At 57.3% G+C, this 26,440-nt stretch carries 26 protein-coding genes; 17 read left to right on the forward strand and 9 right to left on the reverse strand.

The features are described from left to right. Positions 1 to 2: 2 nt before the first annotated feature. The 6 genes from IE089_RS03505 to IE089_RS03530 form a co-directional block, all read right to left on the reverse strand. A complete protein-coding gene (locus tag IE089_RS03505) occupies positions 3 to 2,015 on the reverse strand; it encodes a DUF3604 domain-containing protein (RefSeq protein ID WP_229802567.1) in 2,013 nt (670 codons plus the stop codon). After that, complete coding sequence (locus tag IE089_RS15880; protein WP_189475190.1) at positions 2,012 to 2,431, reverse strand: cold-shock protein; 420 nt, start codon at positions 2,429 to 2,431, stop codon at positions 2,012 to 2,014. The genes IE089_RS03505 and IE089_RS15880 overlap by 4 nt, the downstream gene beginning before the upstream one ends. Positions 2,432 to 2,720: 289 nt before the next feature. Continuing rightward, entirely contained in the window at positions 2,721 to 2,933 is a 213-nt protein-coding gene (locus IE089_RS03515) for a cold-shock protein (RefSeq protein WP_189475192.1), read from the reverse strand. A gap of 86 nt (positions 2,934 to 3,019) precedes the next feature. Then, a complete protein-coding gene (locus tag IE089_RS03520; protein ID WP_189475194.1) occupies positions 3,020 to 5,788 on the reverse strand; it encodes a valine--tRNA ligase in 2,769 nt (922 codons plus the stop codon). Between the two features lie 57 nt (positions 5,789 to 5,845). Further along, entirely contained in the window at positions 5,846 to 6,265 is a 420-nt protein-coding gene (locus IE089_RS03525) for a DNA polymerase III subunit chi (protein ID WP_189475196.1), read from the reverse strand. Further along, positions 6,262 to 7,752, reverse strand: a complete 1,491-nt coding sequence (locus IE089_RS03530; RefSeq protein WP_189475198.1) for a leucyl aminopeptidase — start codon at positions 7,750 to 7,752, stop codon at positions 6,262 to 6,264. The genes IE089_RS03525 and IE089_RS03530 overlap by 4 nt, the downstream gene beginning before the upstream one ends. Before the next feature lie 97 nt (positions 7,753 to 7,849). Here IE089_RS03530 and lptF point away from each other — a divergent pair, with 97 nt between their 5' ends. Together lptF and lptG are read left to right on the forward strand one after the other, a co-directional pair. Next, positions 7,850 to 8,962 carry an LPS export ABC transporter permease LptF gene (gene lptF, locus IE089_RS03535; protein WP_189475200.1) on the forward strand — a complete coding sequence of 371 codons (1,113 nt, stop codon included), beginning with the start codon at positions 7,850 to 7,852 and terminating at the stop codon, positions 8,960 to 8,962. After that, positions 8,949 to 10,010: an LPS export ABC transporter permease LptG gene (lptG, locus tag IE089_RS03540; protein ID WP_189475202.1), complete on the forward strand. Its 1,062-nt coding sequence runs from the start codon at positions 8,949 to 8,951 to the stop codon at positions 10,008 to 10,010. The genes lptF and lptG overlap by 14 nt, the downstream gene beginning before the upstream one ends. A gap of 3 nt (positions 10,011 to 10,013) precedes the next feature. On the opposite strand, the gene IE089_RS03545 is transcribed toward lptG, so the two are convergent. Next, positions 10,014 to 10,490: an RDD family protein gene (locus IE089_RS03545; protein WP_189475204.1), complete on the reverse strand. Its 477-nt coding sequence runs from the start codon at positions 10,488 to 10,490 to the stop codon at positions 10,014 to 10,016. Positions 10,491 to 10,555: 65 nt separating this feature from the next. Between IE089_RS03545 and IE089_RS03550 the strand changes: the two genes are divergently transcribed. Then, positions 10,556 to 11,281 (forward strand): response regulator transcription factor, encoded by a 726-nt coding sequence (locus IE089_RS03550; RefSeq protein ID WP_189475205.1) that lies wholly within the window; start codon positions 10,556 to 10,558, stop codon positions 11,279 to 11,281. After that, positions 11,278 to 12,666: a sensor histidine kinase gene (locus tag IE089_RS03555; RefSeq protein ID WP_189475207.1), complete on the forward strand. Its 1,389-nt coding sequence runs from the start codon at positions 11,278 to 11,280 to the stop codon at positions 12,664 to 12,666. The genes IE089_RS03550 and IE089_RS03555 overlap by 4 nt, the downstream gene beginning before the upstream one ends. On the opposite strand, the gene IE089_RS03560 is transcribed toward IE089_RS03555, so the two are convergent. After that, the gene (locus IE089_RS03560; protein ID WP_189475209.1) at positions 12,642 to 13,454 is read right to left on the reverse strand and encodes a hypothetical protein; all 813 of its coding nucleotides are present in this window, start codon (positions 13,452 to 13,454) and stop codon (positions 12,642 to 12,644) included. The genes IE089_RS03555 and IE089_RS03560 overlap by 25 nt on opposite strands. A 128-nt stretch (positions 13,455 to 13,582) precedes the next feature. Here IE089_RS03560 and IE089_RS03565 point away from each other — a divergent pair, with 128 nt between their 5' ends. The 5 genes from IE089_RS03565 to IE089_RS03585 are packed head-to-tail and all read left to right on the forward strand — an operon-like array spanning position 13,583 to position 18,018. Next, positions 13,583 to 14,674, forward strand: a complete 1,092-nt coding sequence (locus tag IE089_RS03565) for an AraC family transcriptional regulator (RefSeq protein WP_229802568.1) — start codon at positions 13,583 to 13,585, stop codon at positions 14,672 to 14,674. 56 nt (positions 14,675 to 14,730) lie between these two features. Next, positions 14,731 to 15,057 (forward strand): BolA family protein, encoded by a 327-nt coding sequence (locus IE089_RS03570; protein WP_189475211.1) that lies wholly within the window; start codon positions 14,731 to 14,733, stop codon positions 15,055 to 15,057. Next, the gene (gene trhO, locus IE089_RS03575; RefSeq protein ID WP_189475213.1) at positions 15,054 to 16,010 is read left to right on the forward strand and encodes an oxygen-dependent tRNA uridine(34) hydroxylase TrhO; all 957 of its coding nucleotides are present in this window, start codon (positions 15,054 to 15,056) and stop codon (positions 16,008 to 16,010) included. The genes IE089_RS03570 and trhO overlap by 4 nt, the downstream gene beginning before the upstream one ends. Next, complete coding sequence (locus IE089_RS03580) at positions 16,010 to 17,656, forward strand: 5-guanidino-2-oxopentanoate decarboxylase (RefSeq protein ID WP_189475215.1); 1,647 nt, start codon at positions 16,010 to 16,012, stop codon at positions 17,654 to 17,656. The genes trhO and IE089_RS03580 overlap by 1 nt, the downstream gene beginning before the upstream one ends. 2 nt (positions 17,657 to 17,658) lie before the next feature. Then, on the forward strand, positions 17,659 to 18,018 hold the full coding sequence (locus tag IE089_RS03585) for a hypothetical protein (protein ID WP_189475217.1): 360 nt from the start codon (positions 17,659 to 17,661) through the stop codon (positions 18,016 to 18,018). Here IE089_RS03585 and IE089_RS03590 read toward each other — a convergent pair. Then, positions 17,996 to 18,787 (reverse strand): trypsin-like serine peptidase, encoded by a 792-nt coding sequence (locus IE089_RS03590; protein ID WP_189475219.1) that lies wholly within the window; start codon positions 18,785 to 18,787, stop codon positions 17,996 to 17,998. The two genes, IE089_RS03585 and IE089_RS03590, sit on opposite strands and share 23 nt — an antisense overlap. Before the next feature lie 71 nt (positions 18,788 to 18,858). Between IE089_RS03590 and IE089_RS03595 the strand changes: the two genes are divergently transcribed. The 8 genes from IE089_RS03595 (at position 18,859) to IE089_RS03630 (ending at position 26,232) form a co-directional block, all read left to right on the forward strand. Continuing rightward, positions 18,859 to 19,722 (forward strand): SDR family NAD(P)-dependent oxidoreductase, encoded by an 864-nt coding sequence (locus IE089_RS03595; protein ID WP_189475221.1) that lies wholly within the window; start codon positions 18,859 to 18,861, stop codon positions 19,720 to 19,722. Positions 19,723 to 19,828: 106 nt separating this feature from the next. Continuing rightward, positions 19,829 to 21,055, forward strand: a complete 1,227-nt coding sequence (locus tag IE089_RS03600; RefSeq protein WP_189475223.1) for an acyl-CoA dehydrogenase family protein — start codon at positions 19,829 to 19,831, stop codon at positions 21,053 to 21,055. A 19-nt stretch (positions 21,056 to 21,074) separates the two neighbouring features. Next, on the forward strand, positions 21,075 to 21,902 hold the full coding sequence (locus IE089_RS03605; RefSeq protein WP_189477350.1) for an alpha/beta fold hydrolase: 828 nt from the start codon (positions 21,075 to 21,077) through the stop codon (positions 21,900 to 21,902). After that, the gene (locus IE089_RS03610; RefSeq protein WP_189475224.1) at positions 21,895 to 22,683 is read left to right on the forward strand and encodes a fumarylacetoacetate hydrolase family protein; all 789 of its coding nucleotides are present in this window, start codon (positions 21,895 to 21,897) and stop codon (positions 22,681 to 22,683) included. The genes IE089_RS03605 and IE089_RS03610 overlap by 8 nt, the downstream gene beginning before the upstream one ends. Positions 22,684 to 22,731: 48 nt before the next feature. Then, on the forward strand, positions 22,732 to 23,103 hold the full coding sequence (locus tag IE089_RS03615; RefSeq protein ID WP_189475226.1) for a VOC family protein: 372 nt from the start codon (positions 22,732 to 22,734) through the stop codon (positions 23,101 to 23,103). Positions 23,104 to 23,121: 18 nt separating this feature from the next. Then, entirely contained in the window at positions 23,122 to 23,613 is a 492-nt protein-coding gene (locus tag IE089_RS03620; RefSeq protein WP_189475228.1) for a P-loop NTPase family protein, read from the forward strand. 356 nt (positions 23,614 to 23,969) lie between these two features. Continuing rightward, positions 23,970 to 24,971 (forward strand): glycosylasparaginase, encoded by a 1,002-nt coding sequence (locus tag IE089_RS03625; protein WP_189475229.1) that lies wholly within the window; start codon positions 23,970 to 23,972, stop codon positions 24,969 to 24,971. A gap of 556 nt (positions 24,972 to 25,527) precedes the next feature. Continuing rightward, complete coding sequence (locus tag IE089_RS03630; RefSeq protein WP_189475231.1) at positions 25,528 to 26,232, forward strand: hypothetical protein; 705 nt, start codon at positions 25,528 to 25,530, stop codon at positions 26,230 to 26,232. Positions 26,233 to 26,440 lie beyond the last annotated feature (208 nt).

Here is a 26,440-nt window from a genome sequence, read left to right on the forward strand (position 1 = left end):
TGTTAGGGGTTTATCCAAATGGGCGATGTCCAGGCGCGTTCCTGAATGACCGGTGAGTAGAACGATTCATGCTCTGCGGCCAGGCAGCAACGATCGTACACATTACCGATGGCACCTTCGTCATTCAATTTTGCGTTCATTGCCTCAGCCTGTGTCAGGCAGCTGGATGAAAAGGGGTTTATGCCTGCGGCCTGGCACTGACGGGTGCTCCAGCGGCAGCTCGGATTTTCCAGTACGCGTACGTAATAAAACGCGCGTTGATTGGCAGTGTAATCCGAGTCCTCCCAGACGCTGCATAACTGCGCTGCGCCCGCCCCGGTGGGTGCGCAGCTGTCTTCGTCGACCCAGGCGCCATTGTCGGCGTCGCCAGCGATATCAAAAACCCGCTCCTGCGTGTTGCCATCGGCATCCAGCCAGCCCTTGATGACCTGCAGCCGTTGCAGATCCTGTCCCGGGTTACCTGGAACGCCGGGGTCTTTGGCTGCGCTCACCAAAAACCGGGGCGTGGCATCACCGGCAGCAAGTTCGCCCCCCATGGGAACGCCGCTCGCATAAGCTTGCTCCAGCATGTCCGGCGCAGCGCATAAATCGCCAGCCAGGTCTGTGCCGGCGAAAAAGCGGACGCTGGGTCGCGTGCCACTGGTGGCATAAGCTTCGCGGCGGCGCATCGCATCAAACACGCTGTCGCGAGAGTTTTCCTCGGCCCATACTACCGCGAGGCCGCCGGGATTGTCGTAAAAATGATCCTGCAGGTTGCGATAACCCGAGTCCCGCCTGCCCAGGTGGCCGGTGTAGTTATCTTCTTCAGCGCCGCCCGGGCTGGCACTATGGGTATCCGTGCTGCCGATAAAACCTTGCATAAACGGATTAATGCCCGACGTTTCACGTAAGGCCAGTCCGTCCTTGAGCACATTGCGCACCATGTTGCGCCGGGCGAAGTCATCGACCGACACAGGTTCGCCTTCACTGGCACGCATTTCGCCAAAGATGGTACCCAGCATGGCAAGGTTGTCTGACGGTGCCTGTTCGAAATCACACAGTTCGTCTTCCGTGTCCACGCCGCGCCCGAGCAGGCGATCAAACCGGCACTCCGAGGCAGCCTTGTGTTGCACCAGTTCAATCAATGGCTCAAAAAACAGGCGATCTTTCGCTTCTTGCTCATTCGCGGGATCGGGGAACATCAGGCCCGCCGCAAGGTTGGGGTTATGTGGAATCGCCATCACGTCGCAGCCGCTATCGGTGTCGGTGCACTCATCGGCGAGCCGGCGCCACAGTTCGGGGACATTCCTGGAACCTGTGTCGTAGGTCGAGATGGCTGTGTCGGTGACATTCGCGTTGCGAAAGATCACATTGCGATGCAGGTTGGCATAGTTGGGTGCGTCTGTGTACTCGTAGCCCACAAAGGTAGTGAACTCACAATTCGCAGAGCGATCGTAGTGCGCTTCGGCGGCATCCTGAATTTGTTGCCAGGCCTGCTTGTGGGCTGCATCGCAGTCTCCCAGGCTACAGACCATAGACTCTGTTTCGCCCGCAGAATCCCCGGTGACGCCCACGCTGGCCCAATAGTCCATGGCCAGTAGCTGCAGTGGGAACAGATCACTGCGCGTTGCGACACAGGCGGGGTGCCAGCGAACGAAGCCTGAATCCTCGGCGCTGCACAGTCGAATCGGCCCTAGTAGCTCAGAGTGATCCGTGACCGCGGTAAAGTCGATGGGGCGCTGTAACTGTGCGATGACGGTTTGCTCGCCGTCTGCATCGGGCAGGGTGATTGCTTCGCCCTTGGCGTAACGGTAAGCATCCTCCGGGCCATTGCGCTGGCTGGAGACATAGCTGTCAAAAGAGAGCCTTGAATGTACGTGAAGGTCTCCGAACAGGGCCTGTCGCGTTGGGCGATAGTCTGCGCACGGCTCGCGTGCTTCGCGGTAGGGTGGCCGTTCCGCCATGGTCAGTGTGGGCGCCACCGCCAGAGCGAACGTTATCCCGCAAAGTGCCAGCCTTGCGCAGCGGCCGATCATGCGTCCACCGGCTCTACGTCTTCTGCCTGTGGTCCCTTGTCGGTATCGACTACGCGCAGGCGGACCCGCTGGCCATCGCGAAGGCTACGACGTCCCTCGCCCAGAATAGAGCGGAAGTGGACGAATACTTCTTCGCCGCTGTCCAAAGTGATAAAGCCAAATCCCTTGGAGACATTGAACCATTTTACGGCGCCAAATTCGGCGTCATCGTCGCTATGGGTGGCGGCTGACTGTTGTGCCTGTGGTGCTGTGCTTGCGCTCAGTTTTGCAGTGGCAAAGCTGCTGCCAAGGCTGGCGGCGACAATGGCAACGGCAGTGTAGAGGTCGAAAGTGGCAGTTGGGGCCAGTTGTGTAAGTACCACGGCAGCGCAAATGGCGATGATAACGCTGGCGATAAGTGCGGAAACTGATGGCATGGTGGTTCCTTAAGTCTTGGTGGTGGCGTTGTAGTTGTAGTTGTAGTTGTAGTTGTAGTTTTGCTGTTGTTTCAGGGGCGGCACTGGGTGCGCCCTACAGGCGCCGCATTCTAGCACCAATGCTCATTGGCAAGGCCCCCGTGCGAGTCGCAGAGGTTAAACCTGCAGCCCATTGCTGGATGTCGGCAGTGCGCGCATTTCCGACACAGCCAAACAACGACAAAAGGCACCTGCGGCTGGCGCACGTGCCTTGGTCATCAAAATAGGGTGGGCGCCAGAGCGCCCGTGATCAGAGTTTCAGTACTTCTTCGGCTTGCAGGCCTTTGGGGCCTTCAACAAGGTTGAACTCAACGTCCTGTCCCTCGTTCAGGGTTCTGTACCCATCGCCTTGGATAGAACGAAAATGAACGAAGACATCGTCGTCACTGTCTTCCCGGGTGATGAAGCCAAACCCCTTGGCATTGTTAAACCACTTTACCGTGCCCTGCACACGCTCGCTCATACCACTTTCCTCGGTGTTGTACTGCTTTTTATTATTCCGGCTAACCTGCAGCCGGGGTCTATCAACCGATGGGGTGGCGATCTGTGCTAGATCGCCTGGATACGTTGTTCCTGTTCCCGTAGTTTTTCCATCGCAGCCTGCTGTTCGGCGAGTTTCTCTCGCTCTTTAGCCACAACCTCTGCCGGTGCTTTATCGACAAAAGAGGCATTGGACAGCTTGCCCTCGATTCGGGACAGGTCTTTCCCCAGTTTTTCTATCTCTTTGCCAAGGCGCGCAAGTTCTGCGTCCTTGTCAATCAATCCCGCCATGGGGACCAGAATCTCGAGATTCCCTACCAGCGCGGTCGCAGAGACTGGCGCCGACTCCGTATTTTCCAGCCAGGTGATGCTCTCCAACTTGGCGAGTTTTCTGAGTGCCGGCGCGTGAATCGTCATTCGATCTTTATCGTTGTCGTCGCCGTTGCTCAGCATGATGTCCAGCGCTTTACCGGGCGGGATATTCATTTCTCCGCGAATGGTTCTTACGCCGACAATCACCTGCTTCAGCCATTCTATATCTGCGTTTGCGGCATTGTCCACGGCGGACTCATCCGCCACAGGGTAGGGCTGCAGCATGATGGTGTCACCGGTTTTACCGGCCAGTGGCGCAACGGTTTGCCAGATCTCTTCGGTGATAAAGGGCATCAGTGGATGCATCATGCGCAGGGAAGCTTCCAGCACCCGAATCAGCGTACGACGTGTGCCTCGCTTGGCTGCATCACTCGCTTCATCGTCCCACAGCACCGGCTTGGACAACTCCAGGTACCAGTCGCAGTACTCATTCCACACGAATTCGTACATGGCTTGTGAGGCGAGGTCGAACCGGTACTGCGCGATCGCTTTGGCAACCTCAGCCTCGGTTTCCTGCAACCTGCCGATAATCCAGCGGTCAGCGAGGCTCAGTTCAAAATCACTGCCTGCGTCCTGCCCGCAGTCTTCCCCCTCGCAGTTCATCAGTACATAGCGGGCCGCATTCCATATCTTGTTACAGAAATTGCGGAAGCCCTCAATGCGCCCGATGTCGAATTTGATATCACGCCCCGTGGAGGCGAGTGAGTAGTAGGTGAAGCGCAGTGCGTCGGTGCCGTAGGCATCAATGCCCTCGGGGAACTGCTTGCGCGTGGCCTTCTCGATACGCGCGGCCATTTTCGGCTGCATCATCCCCGCTGTACGCTTTTGCACCAGGCTTTCCAGGTCAATGCCGTCGATCAAGTCGATGGGGTCCAGTACATTGCCCTTGGACTTGGACATCTTCTGTCCCTCGGCGTCACGCACCAATCCGTGAACATACACGGTGTGGAAGGGCACTTCGTCGCGGAAATGCAGCGTCATCATGATCATCCGGGCAACCCAGAAGAAGATGATGTCGAAGCCCGTTACCAACACGCTGCTTGGATGGAAGGTCGCCAGGTCTTTAGTCTCTTCGGGCCAGCCCAGCGTGGAGAATGTCCAAAGGGCGGAGGAGAACCAGGTGTCCAGTACGTCCTCGTCCTGCGTCAGAACAACGGAGGCGTCCAGGTTGTTTTCGCTGCGTACGCTGGCTTCATCGTTGCCAACGTAGACGTTACCGGCTTCGTCATACCACGCGGGGATACGGTGTCCCCACCAGAGCTGCCTGCTGATACACCAGTCTTGAATATCCCGCATCCAGGCGAAATAGGTGTTCTCCCATTGCTTGGGTACGAACTGGATGTCGCCATTCTCGACAGCCGCGATGGCAGGTTTTGCCAGCGTCCTAGCATCCACATACCACTGGTCAGTGAGATACGGCTCAATCACCACACCGGAACGGTCACCCCGGGGAACTTTCAGGGTGTGGTCATCCACCTTCTCCAGCAGGCCCAGCTCATCCAGGTCAGCGACGATCTGCTTGCGAGCATCAAAACGATCCATGCCGCGATAGGCTTCGGGCGCCTGTTCATTGATGGCGGCATCATCGTCAAGAATATTGATCAAGGGCAGATCGTGGCGGCGGCCCATTTCATAATCATTGAAATCGTGCGCAGGGGTTATCTTGACGCAGCCCGTGCCAAATTCCCGGTCTACATAGTCATCGGCAATCACCGGTATTTCGCGACCGGTCAGCGGCAGCGTAATGGTCTGCCCAACCAGGTGGGCATAACGCTCATCTTCGGGATGCACGGCAACTGCAGTATCCCCCAGCATGGTCTCCGGGCGTGTTGTGGCAACGGTCAGATGGCCGTCGCCGCTGGTCAGCGGGTAGCGGAAGTGCCACAAGTGGCCCTTCTCTTCCTCGGAGATAACCTCCAGATCGGACACTGCCGTGTGCAGGGCGGGGTCCCAGTTAACCAGCCGCTGTCCCCGGTAAATAAGCTTCTCGCGGTACAGGCGAATAAACACCTCCTGAACCGCCGCTGACATGCCCGGGTCCATGGTAAAGCGCTCTCGCGACCAATCCAGGGAGGAACCCAGCCTTCTCAGCTGCCGCGTAATCGTGCCGCCGGATTCTTCTTTCCACTCCCACACCTTGTCGATGAAGGCATCTCGGCCAAGTTCATGCCGGTTAGTGCCCCGTGCTTCCAGCTGACGCTCAACCACCATCTGGGTAGCGATGCCCGCGTGGTCTGTACCGACTTGCCAGAGGGTGTTACACCCTGTCATGCGGTGGTACCGAATCAGCGCATCCATGATGGCTTCCTGGAAGCCGTGCCCCATGTGCAGGCTGCCGGTGACATTCGGCGGCGGAATCATGATGCTGTAGGGCGAACCTTCGCCGCTGGGGGCGAAGTAACCGGCATTTTCCCAGGTGGTATACCAGCGGGTTTCGATATCGGCGGGTTGGAAAGTCTTGTCCATAACGGGCGGGGCCTGACGGGGTTTGGCGTGGTGTTTGAGGGGGCGCGATTATACGCCTCAGAGGTCGTGCTTTTCCAATTGATAACCGCGCTCTTTATAGAAGGTCCAAGAGGCGCGCAGTGCCTGCAAACTGCCGTCATCCTGAGTGACCACCTCGGCCACGCGGTGAAAGCGTGCAAAGAACGCGGGCACGCTAAGCTGTAGATTGATCAACAGGTCATCGTGGTCGCCAGGTTCCTGCCCCCAGCCAATGGCAATGCGCTGTTCATCGCCACTGCCGAGCAAGCCATGGGGTAGAAAGCTGGCTGGGCGAAATGACCAGAGCAACTCATCCAGCGCTTTGGCTTGAGCCTCATCGGCTGCGTTGATAAAGATACGGTGGCCGTGCTGAAAGGCTTTATCGGCCAGCCTTGCGGCCACGGATAGCCGCTGGGTGTCCCCAGCGGCTGCAACCACGTAAAAGCCAACGCGGGTCACTGACCTGCGCGATCCTGCAGGTAGCGGGTCAGCATGGCGACGGGCCGGCCGGTGGCGCCTTTGGGTGCGCTGGTCCATGCAGAGCCTGCGATATCCAGGTGTGCCCAGTCGTATTTCTCTGCGAAACGCGCCAGGAAACAGGCGGCGGTAATGCTGCCGCCTCCGGGGCCACCAATATTGGCCACGTCGGCAAAATTCGTATTGAGCTGTTTCTGGTAGTCGTCCCACAGGGGCATACGCCAGGCACGGTCATGGCTCTGGGTGCCTGCAGCCAGCAGTTCGTCCGCGAGGGAGTCTTTGTTGGCATACAGTCCTGAGGCGTGGTGCCCCAATGCAACGACGCAGGCTCCGGTGAGTGTGGCGATATCGATAACCGCGGCAGGTTTATAGCGCTCTGCGTAGGTGAGCGCGTCGCACAATACCAGTCGGCCTTCGGCATCCGTGTTGAGGATTTCAATGGTGCGACCTGACATGCTGGTCACTACGTCGCCGGGCTTGGTCGCGCGACCGCTGGGCATATTCTCTGCGGCAGCGACAATGCCCACGACATTGATGGGCAACTCCAGCTCGCACAGGGCGGACATGGTGCCAAACACGCTGGCTGCGCCACCCATATCAAACTTCATTTCATCCATCTTTGCGCCGGGCTTCAGCGAGATGCCGCCCGTATCGAAGGTGATCCCCTTGCCAACCAGCACATAGGGCTGCGCTTTTGCCTTGCCGCCCTTGTATTCCATGATGATGAAGCGCGCGGGCTCGTCGCTGCCGGCGGATACCGAGAGCAGCGAGCCCATGCCGAGCTCACGCATCTTTTTCTCATCGAGAATCTTGGTGGTTAGCTTGCCGTGTTTACGGCCCAGCTTGCGGGCTTCTTTAGCCAGGTAGTTCGGTGTACAGATATTCCCCGGTAGATTGGCCAGCTCGCGGGCCACGTTCACACCATCGCCAGTCTGTTGGCCCTGGCCGAGCAGACGGTTGGCATCGCGGGTAGACAGACCATTGCCGATACTGACAACCAGCTTGCCCAACTGTGCCGCCGGCTTGGGCTTGCTCAGGGTTTCGTTGTAACGATAGCGCGCTGTGGTCACCAGGCGAGCCGCATAGGGCAGCAGCTCGCGCAGCGCATCGCTGTCTTTCATGTCGTCAAGGAACAGTACCGCGTCTTTTGCTTTTAGACCGGCCAGGGCCTTTGCGACATGCTCGCCGAAAGCGCGCCCGGCGCCACTGTCCATATCAGCCTGCTTGCCGCAGCCGATCAGCAGCAGGCGCGCCGCTGCGCCTGTGCCGGGTAAGAGGTGGCTCTGTCCGGCCTTGCCCGCGAAGTCACCCAGTGAGAGCAGTTGGCTGATACTGCCGCCGTTTGCTTTGTCCAAGTCTTTGGCGACTCCAGCTAACTTGCCATCACCGAAAATAGGTAGCACTGCACATTGGGTGCGCTGTTTGCCGGCGTCGTCAATTTTGCGTGCGCTGAGTGTGAGTTTGCTCATGGTAAAACCTTCACGTCATCTGAGGCGCCTAGTGTATGATGGCCGTCACCGTAACTAAACCTTCCAAGACGCGAAACCTGGGCGGAAACCGACCTGCATGAGAATTCTTCGCTACCTGACACGTGATGTGATGACGCACATGGTGGCAGTGAGCTTCGTGCTACTGGTAATCATTTTTTCCGGGCGTTTCGTGAAGTACCTGGCGGAAGCTGCCGTCGGTGACCTCGCCGGTGACATTCTGTTGCCTGTGATGATGTACCGCTTACCCGGTTTTCTTGAGCTGATTCTGCCGTTGGGCCTCTTTATCGGCATCCTCATGGCCTATGGCAGGTTGTATGTTGAGAGCGAGATGGTTGTGCTCACATCGTGCGGTGTGAGCCCTGAGCGGCTCGCCGGCTATACCCTGGTGCCTGCAGTGCTGGTCGCTGTCGTTGTCGCTATCTTGTCGCTGTTGATCACTCCGCTTGGGGCCGCGCGTTCCACCGCGCTACTGGATGACCCGGCCTCATCACAAGGGCTTAACTCTCTGGCGGCGGGGCGCTTCCAGACCCGACGTGGCAGCGGCCTGGTGTCCTACGCCGAATCTGTTGATGAAGCTGGCGTTATGTATAACGTGTTCCTCTCACAACAGTCGGGGGATAACGATGCCGACGCGGTGTTAACCGTCACGGTGGCTGAAGAGGGCGAGGTGGTGTTCGACAATGGCACCGGCGCGCGTTATCTGGAGCTGCGCAATGGATACCGGTATCGCGGCCGCCCCGGTGGCCTTGAGTACGAAGTGATTGGCTTCGAGCGATTTGGTGAGCTGATTCCCGAGCCGGAGGGTGGCATCCGTACCCAGGCGCCCGTTGATGGTCGCTCAACGGCAGAACTCTGGAACTCAGAGGCTGTAGAAGATCGCGCCGCATTGGCCTGGCGCCTTTCGATTCCACTGATGGTGCCTATCGTCGCGATCATGGCTCTGTGTCTGAGCAAAACCGATCATCGGCGTGGACGGTACGTGAAGATGGCGCCCGCCTTTCTGATCTATCTCAGCTACTTGATGTTGCTGGCCAATGCGCGAACGCGCATGGAAGATGGCGATGGCGGTATCGCCAGCAATATGTGGGTCATTCACGCGGTGTTCGCCTTGATCGCTGCGGGGCTTTTGTACGGGCGTCCCTGGTTAGATCGCCTGCATTACCGGAGGCTGCGACGTGAATCAGCTTGATCGCTATGTTGGGCGAACGGTGCTGGTCGCTATCCTTCTGGTGCTGGGAATTATTGTTGGGCTGGACGCGTTCGCAGCCATTCTCAACGAAGCCGAGGATGTGAGTGAGTCCTACAGTTTTCTCAATGCACTCTCTTATGTGGTCCTGACTCTGCCGGGCCGCTTCTACGAGTTCATTCCTTTCGCCGCGCTGATTGGTTGCCTGATCGGGCTGGGCCAGCTGGCAACGACCAGCGAGCTGGTGGTGATGCGCGGGGCGGGTGTCTCTGTCGCTCGGCTGGTGTGGATTACGATGAAGCCCGCGTTGGTTGTCGCCGTAGCGGGTATTTTGCTGGGCGAATACATTGCACCCAAGACGCAACAATTGGCCGAGAGCCGAAGAGCGATTGCCTTGAATCCCGGCGAGGGTGTCGCAGGGAAGCACGGCCTATGGATTCGCGAGGGCGACACTTTTCTGCACGTGAATGCGCTGGAGCCCAATGGCGTGGCCTATGGGATTACGCTGGTGCGCTTTGATGAGCAGCAGCGCATGGAGTGGTCCCTGAGTGCACAACGCGCCAGTTTTCAGCGCGACCACTGGGTGCTCGAACGGGCTGTGAAAACTGATTTCACCCGTTGGGCGACCAGCGTCAGCGAGCACACAACCTTGCGCTGGGATACGGGCATCACACCGGATCTTCTAGCGCTTGAAGTGTTGTCACCGGACCAACTGCCACTGGACGACCTGTATCGTTACGGCCGTTACCTGATGCAACAGGGTCTGGAGGCTGACGATTTTGAATTGGCCTTCTGGCGCAAGCTGCTGCAGCCTCTGGCGGTTGCAGGGCTGGTGTTGGTCGCTATTTCGTTTGTGTTTGGCCCCCTGCGAGATGGCACCATGGGGTTTCGTATCTTTGCCGGGGTCATTGTGGGGATTGTCTTTCGAACCAGCCAGGACCTGCTGGGGCCTTCCAGTCTGGTGTTTGGCTTTTCCCCCCTTTACGCGGCGCTTGCGCCGATCGCGGTCTGCATACTGGCGGGCCTATTATTATTGAGCCGGGCTCGCTAGGACTCAGGACTTCTCTCGTTTGGGCAGCAGCACGAGTCGAGACTGGGATAGGTAGTCGTGCCATGTCTTGCCATTGCTGTCCCACAGGCACCAGAGGTAGCCAAGGCCAAGGCAGGCGGTAGACAGTAACGCTCCGAGGCATCGAACCACGCAGTGATAAATGCCCAGCTTGGAGCCGTCATTCGCAACAACCTTGAAGCGCCAGGCCTGCATACCCAGCGTTTGGCCGCTCTTCATCCAGAAAATGGCGAAGAAGGTGATCACGGTCAGCATGATCACGCATTGCCGCAGCAGCGTCGGGAGCTCATCAGGATCTGCCTCCATGCCGCCCAGCTCCATCACATAGACATAGGCACCCAGCGTGAGCGCAGCGCTTAGCATGATCAGTGGCAACACCAGGAAGGTGTCATAGAGCATCGCCATCAGTCGGCGCAGCAGTGAAGGAGAGGGTAGCGAGAGGTCGTCTGAGTGTTGGGTCATTTCCGAATTTTAACACGCTTTGGCCGCTTTCCCGCGCGTGCTACATTGCGTCGCGGGGAGGAGATATGCACGTACTACTTGTTGAAGACGACGAGACCGTAGGGCGATTCATCGTCGAACAACTGCAGCAGGCCGGCCATGAGTGTACCTGGAAGGTCGACGGCGTTTCGGGATTGGCAGCCGCGCGCAGCGACAGTTTCGATGTCATCGTTGTGGACCGTATGTTGCCCGGTACTGACGGTCTAACTCTGCTGGCAACCCTGCGCAATGCCGGGCTGACAACGCCAGTGTTGGTGCTCAGTGCTCTAGGTGAGGTCAGTGACAGGGTGGAGGGGCTGCAAAGCGGCGCCGATGATTATCTCGTCAAACCCTTTTCCATTGATGAGCTGCTCGCGCGATTAGACGTGCTTTTCCGGCGGGTCGCGTCTGAGTCTTCCGCTGCGCAAACCGAGCTTACTGTTGCCGATCTGCGTATTGATTTGCTCAGCCGTGAAGTCACGCGTGCAGGTCAACCCATTTCAGTGCAGCCCCGGGAATTCAAGCTCCTTGAATACCTGATGCGTCATGCCGGGCAGATCGTGACACGCGCGATGCTGTTAGAGCATGTTTGGGGATACCACTTCGATCCCCAGACCAACGTTATCGATGTGCATATTTCGAGATTGCGGCAAAAAATCGATAAGGGGTTTCCGGAGCCCTTATTGGAAACTGTGCGCGGTGCTGGCTATCGCCTCGGTGATGCGCCAGTTGATGCGCAACCCGGTACAAGTACGGACAGCGTTTCCCAGTGACTATCTGGTCGGTCATCAACAGCCTGACCTTTCGTTACATCGCCAAGTACGTGGTGGTGCTCAGTGCCAGCGTGTTTCTTCTGCTGGCTGCCCTGTATGCCTACATCAGTTATGGCTTCTTCACAGAGCTCAGCGAGAGCATTCTGGATGAGCAGGAGACGCTGGCTGTTATCTATGCTGGCCAATCAATCGCGGGTGTCGAGCAATACGTGAACGATCAGCTCACTGCGCCCGCCAGTGGTCGTTTTTACTATCTCGTGACAGACGGCTCAGGACAGCGTGTGGCCGGCGATCTCAATGAAGTACCACGCTATGAACAGTTTCGTGGCGGTTGGCTGGGTTTCCAGTTGGCGCTGTTGGAATGGGGCGAGACGGTAGACGTGGATTTTCTTGCGCGGCCTATGGATCTGGGCGGCGATTACACCGCCATCGTCGCGCGCAATTACGCCGATGTCACCGCACAAGCCAGCCTGGTTATCCGTACACTCTTTCGCGCGATGATCGCCACTATCGTGCTGGGCATGGTCGGGGGATTCCTCAGTGCGACATCGACCCTGAGCCGCGTGGAGCGTTTGAATCGCGAACTGTCGGGGATTATTGAGGGAGGCCCTGAGCAGCGCATTAATGTGGATGCACAAAAGGGCTATGTGCGTGAGCTGGCGGAAATCATGAACAGCCTTCTGGCACAGTCCGAGGGCTTGCTGCGCGGGGTTAAGACCGTCTCAGACAATATCGCCCACGACCTGCGCACGCCCCTCACGCGCATGCGCAATCAACTGGAGCAATTGCGTGCATCGGAGCGGGGTGACACGGCCCTGGCGCTGAATGACATTATTTCAGAGTGTGACGACATCCTGGGCACCTTCAACGCCCTGCTGCGCATCTCCAGTTTGGAAACCGGGGGCCTTTATTCGGGTAGCGCGGAGGTGCCACTGGATCAATTGTTGGCCGATGTGGTGGAGCTGTATGAACCCCTGGCGGCTGAGCGGGATGTTGCACTGACCCTACAAATGGACGCCTGTCCGGCGGTCGCCGGTGACCGCGATCTGCTGTTTCAGTTGTTTCTGAACCTGGTGGATAACGCGATTAAGTACACCCCTGACGGTGGTTCGGTAGTTGTACGCGCAGCGGCACTGGTGGGCTTTGGAGCCCGCATTGTTGTGGGTGATTCCGGGCCGGGTATTCCGGCAGACCAGCACGGTAATGTGCTGCGCCGCTTCTTCCGTATCGAATCCAGTCGCGGTACGCACCCGGGGCATGGGCTTGGGTTGAGCCTGGTACAGGCAATTGTGACCTTCCATCGAGGGGTGCTCAGCCTTGGCGATAATGCACCGGGGCTTCGCGTGACGGTTGATTTGCCTCAGCTGTCGTCCAGACGCAAGTGAGAGGTATCCGGCGCAAGAGCCTCGTCTTTTTTGCGCTCCGAGTCATCCAGTATGGAACTGCCTTCAGGCGCGAGATTAATGCCCGACAGATCAGGTTCTATGTCGGCAACCGGTAGCGATGCGCAATCGCTAAAATCATTGGCTTCACTCATGTCCAAGGCACTGATGTCCGGCGGCGGGGGCGGGGGCTCGGATGCCAGACGCGGTATCTCTTCACCCACAGCACCCATGTCCAAATGATCGGTTGCGGGCGCAGCAGGCGGAGTAGGGGTAGGCTCGGATAGTCTCTGCGCCTGGTCATCGACGCTCAGTGCCGAGGTATCTATTGACGCAGGGGGCGTCGTGTCTCGCTCTTGCGGCCTCAGTACGTCCGCACCGGCGGGCTCTATGGATAGGTGACTGGTGTTTGGCGCGGTTGTACTGGGCGCCGGATCGCCGTTGCCGGGAGACGGACTGGTTTGATCGCTGCTGGCGGCCACTGCGGCTATGCGCTCCGCGGCTGTCATTTCTCTGGCCGGCTCAGCGGCTTTGGCCGGGGGCGCCACAGTATCGGGTGAACTTGCCCGGCTGATCACCGGTTTGGCACCGGCTTGTTCCATGGCCTGTTTATATTTGAGGGCAGTGGCCTTATCGCAGTCTCGCTTTACTGTTTGGCGCTTGCCGCTGAATAGACGATCCAGTGTGGCGTCATCTGCCTTGAACAACTGTCCAAGCCGCTGGCGCACTGTTTCCACTGCATGGCCGGGCAGGCACTCGCCGGCAAAAGCAATCGTGTAACGTTCTTCCATGATGACCCCCATCGCTGGTCATAGTATAAGCCCGTCTTTTACGCGCTTGCACACCATTATCTGCCCCTGGTTTTTGCTACCATTGGCGTTCCCGAAACTGGCGGTACTAACAGGCTATGAGCGACAGGGTGCCCACCCGATTTGTGACTACCCTTCTGAAAATGGTGGACACGCGCGGCTACGACTTTTCCCACATCCTCAGTGATGCGGGCCTGGAGTTTGACCCCATGCAGCCCGATGATCCGGCCTATAAGGCCGAGATCAGTGCTATGCAGTATTCCCGGGTTTACCAGCATGTATTGCACTTACTGCAGGACGAGACCTTTGGTGTGACCGGCAGCGAGCTGGTGGCTCCCGGCGCGTTTCGCATGATGTGTTATTGCATTGTGTCCTGCGACAACCTTGGCCAGGCGATTCGACGGGCGTCCGAGTTTTACCGCACGTTCTTTGATGAACGCAGCCAGTTATACACCAACTTTTCCGAGCAGTATGCGCGCGTTGGCTATCGAACATTGGCCCCCGGGGCTGAAGGTCAGGCTGCCAATCAGTCACAGCAGGTAGGGGTGGCAGAGGCCTATGGACTATCGATGTGGCACCGATTTTTTGGCTGGCTGTGTGGCAGGCCCATCGAACTCAAGCGGGTAGATTTCACAGGCTCTGCACCGGAACGGTTGTCGCGCTACGAAGAATTGTTTCGTTGTCCGCTAAACTTCAACCAGAGCAATGACCTGCTCTACTTTGACAGCGCCTGCCTGTCCTGGCCAGTGGTGCACACCGAGCATTCCCTACGAGAGTTTCTGCGTACGGCCCCGTACCAGCTACTGATAATGGATGCCGATCCTGACAGCAATAATCTCTCGGCCCAGGTGAAGGCGATGATTGGTCATGACTTCAGCGACGGCTCTCCCGGTTTTGAAACCATTGCGCAGGCCTTGAATATGTCGGCGCCTACGTTGCGTCGACGTCTTAAGCGAGAGGGCACTACCTTCCAGCAGATTAAGGACGACGCCCGTTGCGATGCGGCGCGTCTGTGTCTGGACCGGCACGAGCTATCGATAAACGAGGTGGCCTTGCAACTTGGGTTCACTGATCCCAGCGCCTTCCATCGCTCCTTCAAAAAATGGACCGGGATGACGCCGGGTCAGTTTCGGCTGCAGCGCCAGCGGGGAGAATCGTTGGCGGAACTGGCCGATTTGGCGCCGGTATCCGACGCTGGCTGAGCCTGTCGCCGCTACACGCGAGTCGGTATAATCCCCGCGCTTCGGGGGGAGTACACATGACCGTAGAACAGACTATTGAATCGCGCCTCGTGGAAGGCTTTTCACCGCTCTTTCTCCAGGTTGAGAACGAGTCGCACATGCACAGCGTGCCGCCAAATTCTGAAACGCACTTCAAGGTCACCCTGGTGAGTGACGGCTTCGAGGGCGTGCGCAAAGTCGCCAGGCACCAAAAGGTTTACGCAGCGCTAGCTGCAGAGCTTGAGGGGCCCGTACATGCGCTGGCCCTGCATACCTACACGCCTGAGGAGTGGCAGCAGCGGCAGGAGAGCGCGCCCGATTCGCCAGACTGTCTGGGCGGGAGTAAGCGGGAGTCGCAGTCGTGAGCCAGATCGTCGTTGCAGCTCTGTACAAGTTCGTCACCCTCGAAGACTACATCGCCATGCGTGAGCCATTGCTGGATTGCTGCGTCACTGCGGGTGTTAAGGGCACTTTGCTACTGGCGGAAGAGGGCATCAACGGCACGATTGCCGGAACGCGGGAAGGCATAGACGCGGTACTGGCGTATCTGCGCAATGATGCGCGCCTCGCCGACCTGGAGCACAAGGAAAGCTTTGACGACCATATGCCGTTTCATCGCATGAAGGTAAAGCTTAAAAAAGAAATTGTGACCATGGGTGTGGATGGGATAGATCCGAACCAAACCGTCGGCACCTATGTGAAGCCCGAGGATTGGAACGCGCTGGTTGACGACCCCGAGGTGCTATTAATCGATACGCGTAATGATTACGAATACGGCATCGGCAGTTTTCGCGGTGCGGTTGATCCCCACACAACGACCTTCCGCGAGTTCCCTGGCTGGGTGAGGGAGAACCTTGACCCTGCCAAGCAGAAAAAAGTCGCGATGTTCTGCACCGGCGGCATCCGCTGTGAGAAAGCGTCTGCATTCATGCTCAAGGAAGGCTTCGAGGAGGTTTACCACCTGCAGGGCGGCGTGCTGAAATACCTCGAAGAAGTGCCCGAAGCTGAGAGCACCTGGGAAGGTGAGTGCTTCGTATTTGATAACCGTGTGGCCGTTAATCAACAGCTTGAGAAGGGCCAATACGACCAGTGTTACGGTTGTCGCCACCCAATCACTGAAGACGATAAGCGTTCACCACATTACGTGAAGGGCGTTTGTTGTCCACGCTGTTTCGACAGTTTGAGTGAAGACCAGATGGCCCGCTTCTCCGAACGCCAAAAGCAAATCGAACTCGCTAAGCAGCGCGGTGAGGTCCACGTGGGTGCACCACCGCCGGCGCGTCAGCAACCCCATCCCGAAAACGCCGAGGGTTACTGATGAGTGCGACGATTACCTGCGGGGAGCGCCTGGTTGACATGCTGGCCGCTTACGGCGTCGACACCGTATTTGGTATTCCCGGCAATCACACGGTACCGCTGTATCGCGGGCTATCCGACGGCCCCATTCGGCACGTGTCGCCGCGCCATGAACAGGGCGCCGGGTTCATGGCTGATGGCTATGCCCGCGCGACGGGTAAACCGGGCGTCTGCTTTCTCATTTCCGGGCCCGGTTTAACCAACGCATTAACGCCGATGATGCAGGCTTTGGCCGATTCTGTACCGATGTTGGTTGTTACTGCAGTAGCCGCCAGGGATCAGTTGGGCATGGGCGAGGGGCACCTGCATGAATTACCCGACCAGCGGGCGCTGGCAAGCCAGTGTGCCCGTTTCAGTCACACCCTCATGCGTCCTGACGAGCTGCCGCGCGTACTTGCACGTGCCTTCGCCGTGTTTTCTGCGGAGCGGCCAGGCCCTGTGCACATTGAATTGCCGTTGGATGTGATCACCGCAGATGCCAGTCATGTCGACCCGACCCCTTGGCCGATGCCGGCAGCGCCCGGCGCACACCCCGAAGCAGTGGCAGAGGCGGCGCGGATGCTGGCCAGTGCTCAACGCCCTTGTTTGATTGTTGGCGGTGGTGCGGTGGCTTCAGCACTGGAGGTTCAGGAGCTGGCTGAACGGTTTGCTGCGCCTGTGGTGAACACGGTAAATGCAAAAGGCGTGATGCCTGAGACTCACCCATTGGCGGTTGGGTCCAGCCCTAGCCTCGGTGCTGTGCGCGAGGTTATCTATGGTGCTGATCTGGTGCTGGCCGTGGGCACGGAGTTCGGGGAAACCGATTACGACATGCTGTTCATCGGCGATCTGGCGCTGCAAGCGCCATTGATTCGGATCGATATCGACGCGCGTCAGTTGTCCCGCAATCAGCGGCCAACACTGGCGATCTGCGCTGATGCCCGGGCTGCCCTAAGTCAATTGCTGGCAGCAACAGAGGGCGCGGGGCGCGATACGGATCCTCAGTGGGGTCAAGTGCGGGTAGCGGCCGCTCAGCAGGCCATCAGCCAAGAAGAGCATACGCACCCCGAGTTTCAGGCCCTGTTCGCTGCCGTAAAGTCGGCCCTGCCCGGTGTTCGACTGGTGGGGGACAGCACCTTGCCCACGTACTACGCGGTCTGGCAATACGAAGCGAGTGCCCCTAGACATTATTTCCATTCGGCAACGGGTGGCGGCACGCTCGGCTATGCGATACCGGCTGCGCTGGGCGCTAAGTTGGCCGATACAGAGACGCCGGTGGTAGCGCTTATCGGTGACGGCTCCGCTCAGTTCACGCTGACCGAATTGGCTGCCGGTGTAGAGTCCTCGCTGTCTGTTGTCGTCATTGTTTGGAACAACAACGGGTATAGCGAGATTGAGCAAGGCATGCACGCGCATGGCTTCAAGCCTGTGGGTGTGGATATCCCGGCACCCGATTTCTGCGCCATCGCCGCGGGGATGGGCTGTAAAACGGCCAAACCGGAAAACCTGGGTGCGCTGGCGGAGGCCCTGGAAACGGCGCAGTCGGCCGCGGTTCCCACCGTTATCGAACTGCGCCAGGAGCACTTTGTCAGCCAGCCCGCAGGCCAGTGGTACGGACAGGGTGCTTGACCATGCTGTTTAAGTCGCCGGATAAACCTGAAGCCCAGGTGACGGGTCGCGTGGCTCTGCGACACTTGTTGGTCTTCCAGCTGAAGTTAGCCGCAGATGCCCTCAGGGACCTCGTCTTGTCCCCTGTCAGTGTGGTGGTATTTATTCTGGACGCGGTTCGAAAACCGCCTTTGGAAGACAGCCTCTACCTCAGGCTGATGATGCTGGGGCGCCGCTCAGACGAAATGATCAACCTGTTTGATCAGCACAAGGATGCGGGCAAGTTTACTGTTGATCAGGCGGTTGACGAATTAGAGCGGCTGGCTGTGAATACCGCAAGAGATCACGGCGGGGTGAAATCTAAAAGCTCATCAAAGACCTAAGTCGCCCTCGAATCCGCGACAGCGGCATGTAGGCGCTCATGGCCTGACCGTCGCCGGCTGAGATCACACCGCGCAGCGTCGCTTCGCCAGCCTCGTCCACACTGAACACGGCCCCGCCTGATGCACCTTTGTAGGCCAGGCAATTGGTATTCACATGATCGTCTGTCACTTCAATCACGCCGCAATGGCTGTGATACGTCAGTGCTTCTCCGTCCGCACCCAGACCAGCATCTCCGGAAAAGCCCGCCATCGTCAGGCGCCACTGCGGCAGTTCCGACTGCCTGCTCACTCCCCCTCGCGAGTGAACATCTGCCGCCCAACTCAGCGGCAGGGGTGAATCCAGGGTCAGCAAAGCCCAGTCAGCGCGCATGCCGCCGCCGTCCTCAACTGGCCTAGCTTTGCGCTGGCGCCCGTCAGGTAGCGTGAAAATAATGTTTTTGCTCAGGTCTTTATAGTGTTCTATGCAGTGCCAGGCGGTGAGCACGTGCCGCGGCGGCCGGTTATCGCGGCTGGCGAGCAACGTGCCGCTGCAGTCTTCCCTAACATGCCGTGAATAACCTGACTCAATGCGAATGCCGGGAACCGTCAGTTTTCCGACGGCCGAAAGAAACGCCGGCGCCTGCTCATCCCAGCGCAGGCGTGGGTCTGCCGAGGCGGGCTGTGCTAGTGCTGCACAGATGAACACCAAGGCGCTCAGGCACAGTGGGTGCCAGTGCTTCGGCGCCGGTTTATAAGAACGGAGTAAAAGCCTGAACTGGCTGGCTGGCATGATGCATTGGTGCTGAATAGGATGGGCGCAGTGTAAGTGAGTGCCACAACACTAGCTAGCAGGAGAGACGCGTGCATACAGGCAAAGAAAGGGTCGCGGTTGTCACCGGCGCAAGCCGGGGTGCCGGGAAGGGTATTGCGCTGGCGTTAGCCGCAGGGGGCGCAACGGTCTACGTAACGGGCCGCAGTCAGCAGGAGGACGACGCGCCGTTGCCCGGCACCGTGTACGCAACGGCAGAGGCCATCAACGCCGCTGGCGGGAACGGCGTTGCCGTTTGCTGTGATCACGGCGATGACGCCCAGGTTAAAGCCCTGTTTGATCGCATCGGCGAGGAGCATGGCTATCTGGATATATTGGTGAACAATGCCACCGCACTGCCGGATGCGCTGGTGCAGCCCGGGCCCTTTTGGGAAAAGCCGCTGGAACTCACGCAGTTGTTCGATGTGGGTATGCGTTCCCACTACGCCGCCACCTGGCATGCCGCACCGCTGCTATTGGCAAGCGACGGTGCGCTGGTGGTCAATACCTCGTCCTTTGGCGGGCGCATCTACATGCATGGCCCCGCGTATGGCGCGGGGAAAGCCGCCGTGGACAAAATGGCCCACGATATGGCGATAGATTTCGAACCTCATAAAGTCTGCGTGATCTCACTGTGGATGGGTTTACTGCTCACCGAGCGCACGCGCCTGGTGTTTGAGGCAGAGCCGGAGAAATACGCAGACTTAATGGCCACTATCGAGCACCCCGAGTTTAGCGGTGACGTTATTGCCGCCTTGGCCAACGATGAACAGCGCATGGCCCGTACCGGCAAAGTGTGGATAGGCGCCGAATTGGGCGCCGAATACGGTGTGGTGGATGTGGGTGGGCAGACACCGCCCTCACACCGTGCTTTTTTCGGTGGCACCACCGAATTTGGAGAAGCCGTGGTGGAATAGCGGTTTCTATCCAGCACAGCGTTATAGCCCAAATAGAGGATGAAGCTGTGCCGCGATGGGCGCTTAATCGCAGTACACAATATTACGAAAAGCATGGGGGGAAGCCATGACCAGTCATCAGACCTTTGATACCAAATCACCAGCCAGTGTTTACAGCCTGGGCTCAGAGCGCGCAGAGCAACTGATTGCGGCGGCGCGTGATATGGGGCCGGCGCTACGCGAGCGTGCCGCGCGCTGCAAGGCTGAGCGCAAAGTGCCCGAAGAAACCATCCGTGATTTCCATGAGGCGGGCTTCTTCAAGATTTTGCAGCCTGAACAGTGGGGCGGCTACGCCATGGACCCCCAGGTGTTTTACAGCGTTGGCCTGGAAGTGGCTAAACACTGCATGTCCAGCGCCTGGGTGCTGGGTGTTGTTGCGGTTCACAACTGGCAGTTGGCGGTCTTCGATGATCAGGCAGCGCAGGATGTATGGGGCGACGATGCTTCCGTGCTGATTTCCTCATCCTACGCGCCGGTGGGCAAGGTGAAGCCGGTGGAGGGCGGTTACCGCCTGAGTGGACGCTGGAGTTTCTCCAGTGGCTCCGAACACTGCAAATGGGCGTTTCTGGGTGCTGTAGTGCCCACGCCGGAAGCGCCTTTTGACATGGCTAACTACCGTACTTTCCTGGTGCCCATTGAAGACTACAGCATTGAAGATAACTGGGATGTGGTGGGCTTGCAGGGCACGGGCAGCCACGACGTCGTCGTCGATGACGTATTCGTGCCTCAGCATCGCACGCACAAGTCCATGGATGGCTTCCTGTGCCAGAATCCTGGCAACAGTGTTAACGACGCACCCCTGTACCACATGCCGTTTATGCAGGTGTTTGTGCGCGCCGTGTGCACCGCCAGCCTGGGTGCGCTTGAGGGTGCCCTGGAGGACTACATCGAGGTTGCCAAAACTCGCCAGGTAGGCCCCAAGAAGATGAAGGACGATCCGTTCGCCCGCGCACTGGCCGCAGAAGTCAGGGCGTCCATTGATGAAATGCGACTGACCATGGTTCGCAACTTTGACGCCATGATGGCAAATTGCCGCGCCGACGAGCCCATCCCCGTGGAAGACCGTGTGCGTTATCGCTACGATTCAGCGGTAGTGGCAGACCGGTGCGTGGATCTGTGCGGGAAAATGCTAAAAGCGGCCGGCAGCGGCGGAATTCGCAATGGCAGCCCCTTACTGGCGCGTCACCTGGATATTCTGGCGAGTCAGGCTCACGTGGCCAATAACGTGGGTCCCTTCGCCAACAACATGGGCGGCATGTTGTTTGGGGACGACAACATGGACTTCGCGGTTTAGGAGTGGCGCGTTGACAACAATGAATGGGCTGCTGCCCGAAGACCAATACGCCGAGTGCGCCAACGGGTACCGGATTCATTACATCGATCAGGGGGAGGGCGACGTTGTGCTTTTCCTCCACGGGTCGGGACCTGGCGCCAGTGGGCACAGCAACTTCAAGGGCAATTACCCGGCGCTAGTCGAGGCCGGCTACCGCTGCATTGTGCCTGACCATATTGGCTACGGCTTCTCGGACAAACCCGACGACAGGGATCATCCCCTGGATTTCTTTGTTGAGTGCATGATCCAGACGTTGGATTGCGCCGGCGTTGAGAAATGCACCATCGTGGGCAACTCACTGGGCGGTGCTGTCGCCCTGGGTATGGCACTGGACTACCCGGAGCGGGTGGAGAAACTCATTCTGATGGCGCCGGGCGGCCTGAGTGAGTTGGCCGAGTACCAGCAGATGCCGGGTATGCAGAAGGTGTTCGCTGTCTTCGGCTCTGGCGAGCCGGTAACCCCCGCCGTCATGAAAGATTTGTTTGCCACTGGTTTGATGCACAACCCCGAGCACGCCACCGATGAATTGGTGGCCGAGCGGATGCAGATTATGGGCATTATGAACGGCCACGTAATGGCAACCATGCAAGTGCCCGTGCTCACCGAGCGGTTGCAGGAGATTGACTGTCCAGTGCTGGGGTTCTGGGGGCTCAACGAAAAAATGATGCCCGAGAATGGCATCATGGCGATGGCCAACAACCTCAAGCATTTACGATTTGTACTGGTGGCTGAGTGTGGTCATTGGGTAATGGTTGAACACGAGGACATGTTTAATCGCTACTGCCTGGATTTTCTGACCCATGGATAAACAACGTATCGACGCTCTGGGCCATGAGCTTTATCGCGCCATGCGCGACTTTGCCATGCTGGCGCCACTGACTGAGCGTGAACCCGATATCACCATTGAAGACGCTTACCACATCAGCCAGCGCATGTTGGCGCTGCGATTGGCGCAGGATGGTGAAAGCGTGGTGGGTAAAAAGATCGGCGTGACCAGTAAGCCGGTGCAGGAAATGCTGGGCGTGTTCCAGCCGGATTTTGGTTTCCTTACCGACGCAATGGCCTACGCAGACGGGTCGGATATACCCATTGCCGGTAATCTGATTCAGCCCCGGGCGGAGGGCGAGATCGCTTTTCGCCTGCGAAAGGATCTGCAGGGCCCCGGTGTCACCGAGGCTGACGTGCTTGACGCCACCGAGACAATTATTCCCTGCTTCGAGATCGTCGATTCCCGGATTCGCGACTGGCAAATTCGCATCGAAGACACGGTGGCCGACAATGCCTCCTGTGGTGTGTATGTGCTGGGCGATACGGAAGTCGATCCGCGTGATTTCGATTTACCCAATCTCCACATGACCATTTACAAGAACGGTGAAAAGCACAGTGAAGGTCTTGGCAGCGCCGTTCAGGGCAATCCGCTCACTGCGGTGGCATGGCTGGCAAATACGCTTGGCGAGTTCGGTATACCGTTCAAGGCAGGCGAAGTGATTCTCTCGGGATCACTGGCGCCACTGATTCCGGTAGTGGCGGGTGACGCAATGTCCCTTGAAATTGATGGCGTGGGTGGCTGTTCCTGTCGATTCGCCTAGACTCAATGTTAGACGACAACTCGGTGTTAGAGCACAAAGGTGAATTCTATGGAGTTAGGTGCGTTCTCTGTCAGTTTGGCCGTGAAGGATCTATCAGCCTCTAAAGCATTTTATCAGGCCCTGGGTTTTTCACATTTCCACGGTGATCTCGAACACAATTTCCTGATCATGAAAAACGGCGATGCACTCGTTGGTCTGTTTCAGGGTATGTTTGAAGACAACATCCTCACCTTTAACCCCGGCTGGGATAGTTCTGCAAACGAACTTGATTCGTTCGCCGATGTGCGTGAACTGCAAAGGCACCTGATCAACCAGGGTATCGAGCCTGTACAGACGGTAGATGAGAAAGGGCAGGGGCCGGGTAGTTTTGTTGTGATGGACCCAGACGGAAATGCGATCCTTGTGGATCAGCACCGGTAACCATTGGTGGGTGTCCCAATGAGAAAAGTGTTGATCTTCGGAAACTCTGCCTCCGGTAAATCGACGCTTGCCAGGCATATAAGCGCTTCTGAGGGTTTAGCTCACCTTGATCTTGATGGGCTGGCATGGACCGACAGCTCACCGCCTGAGAGACTGCCGATTTCAGTCTCAGCCAATGGAATCGATGACTTTGTAACAGCTAACACGGGATGGGTGATTGAGGGTTGCTACTCGGATTTGATTGAACTGGTCATCGCTGAAGCCAGCGAGGTCATTTTTCTCGACCTGCCCGTTGCGCAATGCTTGGAGAATGCAAAAGGGCGCCCCTGGGAGCCGCACAAATATTCGTCCAAAGCCGCACAAGATGCCAATCTCGATATGCTGCTCGATTGGATTTCCCAGTACACCGAACGTGACGATACTTTCTCACGAGCCGCACACCTGGCCTTGTATGAGGCATTCAACGGTGAAAAGTTGATCTACACGAGTAACGAATCTTACTTCCCATAAGCTTCACGCGGGTGCCGCTTTTCGCATCAGAGTTGCTACCGCGTCACACGCCTTGAAGGTTGTGCTTTAAAGCGACAGCGACCTGATCGGCGTGCGTTGTCTGTGCCGAAAGACATTAAATCGCTGTTGTGACGGAGAGCACTTCATCGGCATTCAGTCATTAAGGTATAAATTCACACCCGGTGTATGAACTATTCCGATTAAGTCGCGAGGCTTACTCGCGATTCCCGCTTGTTTTGCGGGCACATGCTGCAGATTTGTATTCAATTTATGTAAGCCTACATGCCGGAGCCCTCGGATTGGTCACTCGTTCGTGAATACGCTACGCTTTAGCGACCTAGCGATGGGGGTCGAGCATGGCAAAGAAATTGAGTGTTTCTCGTCGTTCATTTTTGAGCGGCGTTTTCGGCTCAGTAGCGGCCTCCCAGGTCGCTCGAGCGAGTGTAGAGCTGTCCAACATACCAACATTGGCACCGCGCGAGCCATTTATCCTCACTACATGGGATTTCGGGACGAAAGCCAATGAAGCAGGATTCAGAATCTTAGAAACTGGCGGCTCTGCCATTGACGCAATTGAGGCATCCATCAATTACGCAGAACTTTTGCCGGACGAATACACGGTGGGATTCGGAGGTATGCCTAATGAGGTGGGAGAGACAACGCTTGATGCCATGATGCTTTGGGCCCCCACTCACGATGTAGGCGCTGTCGGCTGTCTCAAACGCGTAAAACGTGCAATATCGGTTGCACGGAAGGTTATGGAAGAGACACAACATTCGCTCATAGTGGGTGATGACGCAACGCGTTTCGCGGTTCGCATGGGTTTTGAAGAAACGTCTTTGACCAACTTAACGTCTCAGACAAAATGGGAAGATTGGGTGGCGCAAGGTATCCGGACCGACGCATTTGACCCTGAGCCGTTCCAGCAAGACTCGCTTAAAGGTCATGATACGGTCGGTTCAATTGCGGTTGATGCGAGAGGCGATCTCTGTGTTGGCTGCTCAACCAATGGTCGAGAGTTAAAAATACCAGGGCGTGTGGGAGACTCTCCTATCGCTGGAGCAGGTGCCTACGCAGACCAAGACGTTGGCGCTGCAGTAGCAACGGGAAACGGTGATGTGATGATGCGGTTTTTACCAACTTATCACACCGTTGAGTTGATGCGGACCGGCATGTCACCAGAGGAGGCTGCGGCCGCTTCTATCAAGCGAATCACTGACAAAGGGTACAAGTTCGGTGGAGGTATCGTGGCAGCGCGAATTGATGGGTTGCATGGCGGTGCAAAAGCTGGCTGGGAAGATGTTCCCTTTAGTTACTCCGTCCAGACGCAATCAAGCCAGCAGCGGTATCCTGTTTGAACGTTTCACGCTTCGCCATCCGCAGAGCGATGAAATGCTACGTTCGCCTGATTGCAGATATCTTGATACGGTTTGTTGAACGTCCGCTTTCGAGACGGAAGCAGACCATGGCTGTATCTTCAGCCAGGTTCAATATGGCGCCCAACAGGCTGGGGCGTGTTGAGCCCCAGAATACTTTTGCGCGAAAGACACCGCGCTGGGTAACTGTCGAGACGGCCTATCGCGGTCGACGGGCGAGGCAATAGAAACGGAGTTCAGATATGAGTGCGCTTAGCAGATTCTTAATGGCAATTGCTATTGGATGTGTTGTAACTGGTTCTACGGTCAGCATTCTAGCCATATGGGGTGTTATCGACGACTCGACCGTTGTATGGCGCTCCCTATCAACCATGGGAGTGGTATTGTTGGGCGCTATGGCGTGCGGCGTCATCCTGGGAATTTTTGGCCGAGCAGGGGAGTAAGACGCAGCCTTAGCGCTGCATCTGCTATCTTCGGTTGAACGTCCGCTTTCGTCCACAAAGCGGACTCTCAAAAAATTTTGGACTGAACTTTAGGAATGGAATCCAGAAAGTCACACCTGCCAGAAATTCTCAAAAATCAGATTCGGTTTCTATTTTTCAAGGGAGCAAGGCCGAATCTGAGAGATCACTTCCCAGACTATTTGGTCTATGTGGTGTTAGTTTCGCTGGCTGCCGGTGTCGGGCGGTATTGGGATAGCCTAGACGCTTACCCTTGGCAGTACTTCGGGCTAGGTTCCGTTGCATATATCTTTGTTCTGTCACTATTCTTGTTTTTAGTCGTTATTCCCATGAAACCAGCGAACTGGGGCTGCCGCTCGGTAATTGTATTTGTTGGGCTGACGTCTCTACCGGCGTTACTTTATGCGATACCTGTAGAAAGATACTTTTCATTGGAAATAGCACAGAGTATGAATGCTTGGTTTCTAGCAGTCGTCGCCACCTGGCGAGTTGCACTATATGTGCATTTCCTACGTTCTTACGCCAAGCTGAGTGTATACCGAGTAGTGGTGTGCACACTCTTGCCCCTTGCGGTAATCGTGACTGCTCTGACCATTCTCAATCTTGAGCATGCTGTATTCAATATAATGGCGGGGAACCCAAGGGAAACCAGTGCAGATATGGCTTACTTCGTAGTAATTGCATTGAGTTTTTTTGCAGTTTGGGCATTCCCAGTGCTGCTATTTCTTTACATTGCAACTATTGTGCGGGACTGGCGAAATAGTGGCCGCGATGCGACATAATCGATGTCCGCTCTTGGCCCCAAAGCGGACATTCATCTATCAGCGATAAATGTCTCCTATGAGGTGGATGCGGTCACGACCGATGGCGTTAACTAGAAGACACTTCCGAGCGTGATTACTGGGGCATGCCACCAGTGTCAACTTAGCCACCAGTCAATAGAGTCGGATGCCCTGGATGGTAATCGGCGGAACCGGTAATGGGGTTTCC

Origin of the sequence: Parahalioglobus pacificus (genome assembly GCF_014652275.1) — a bacterium.
In the GTDB taxonomy this organism is placed as follows: Bacteria; Pseudomonadota; Gammaproteobacteria; order Pseudomonadales; family Halieaceae; genus Parahalioglobus; species Parahalioglobus pacificus.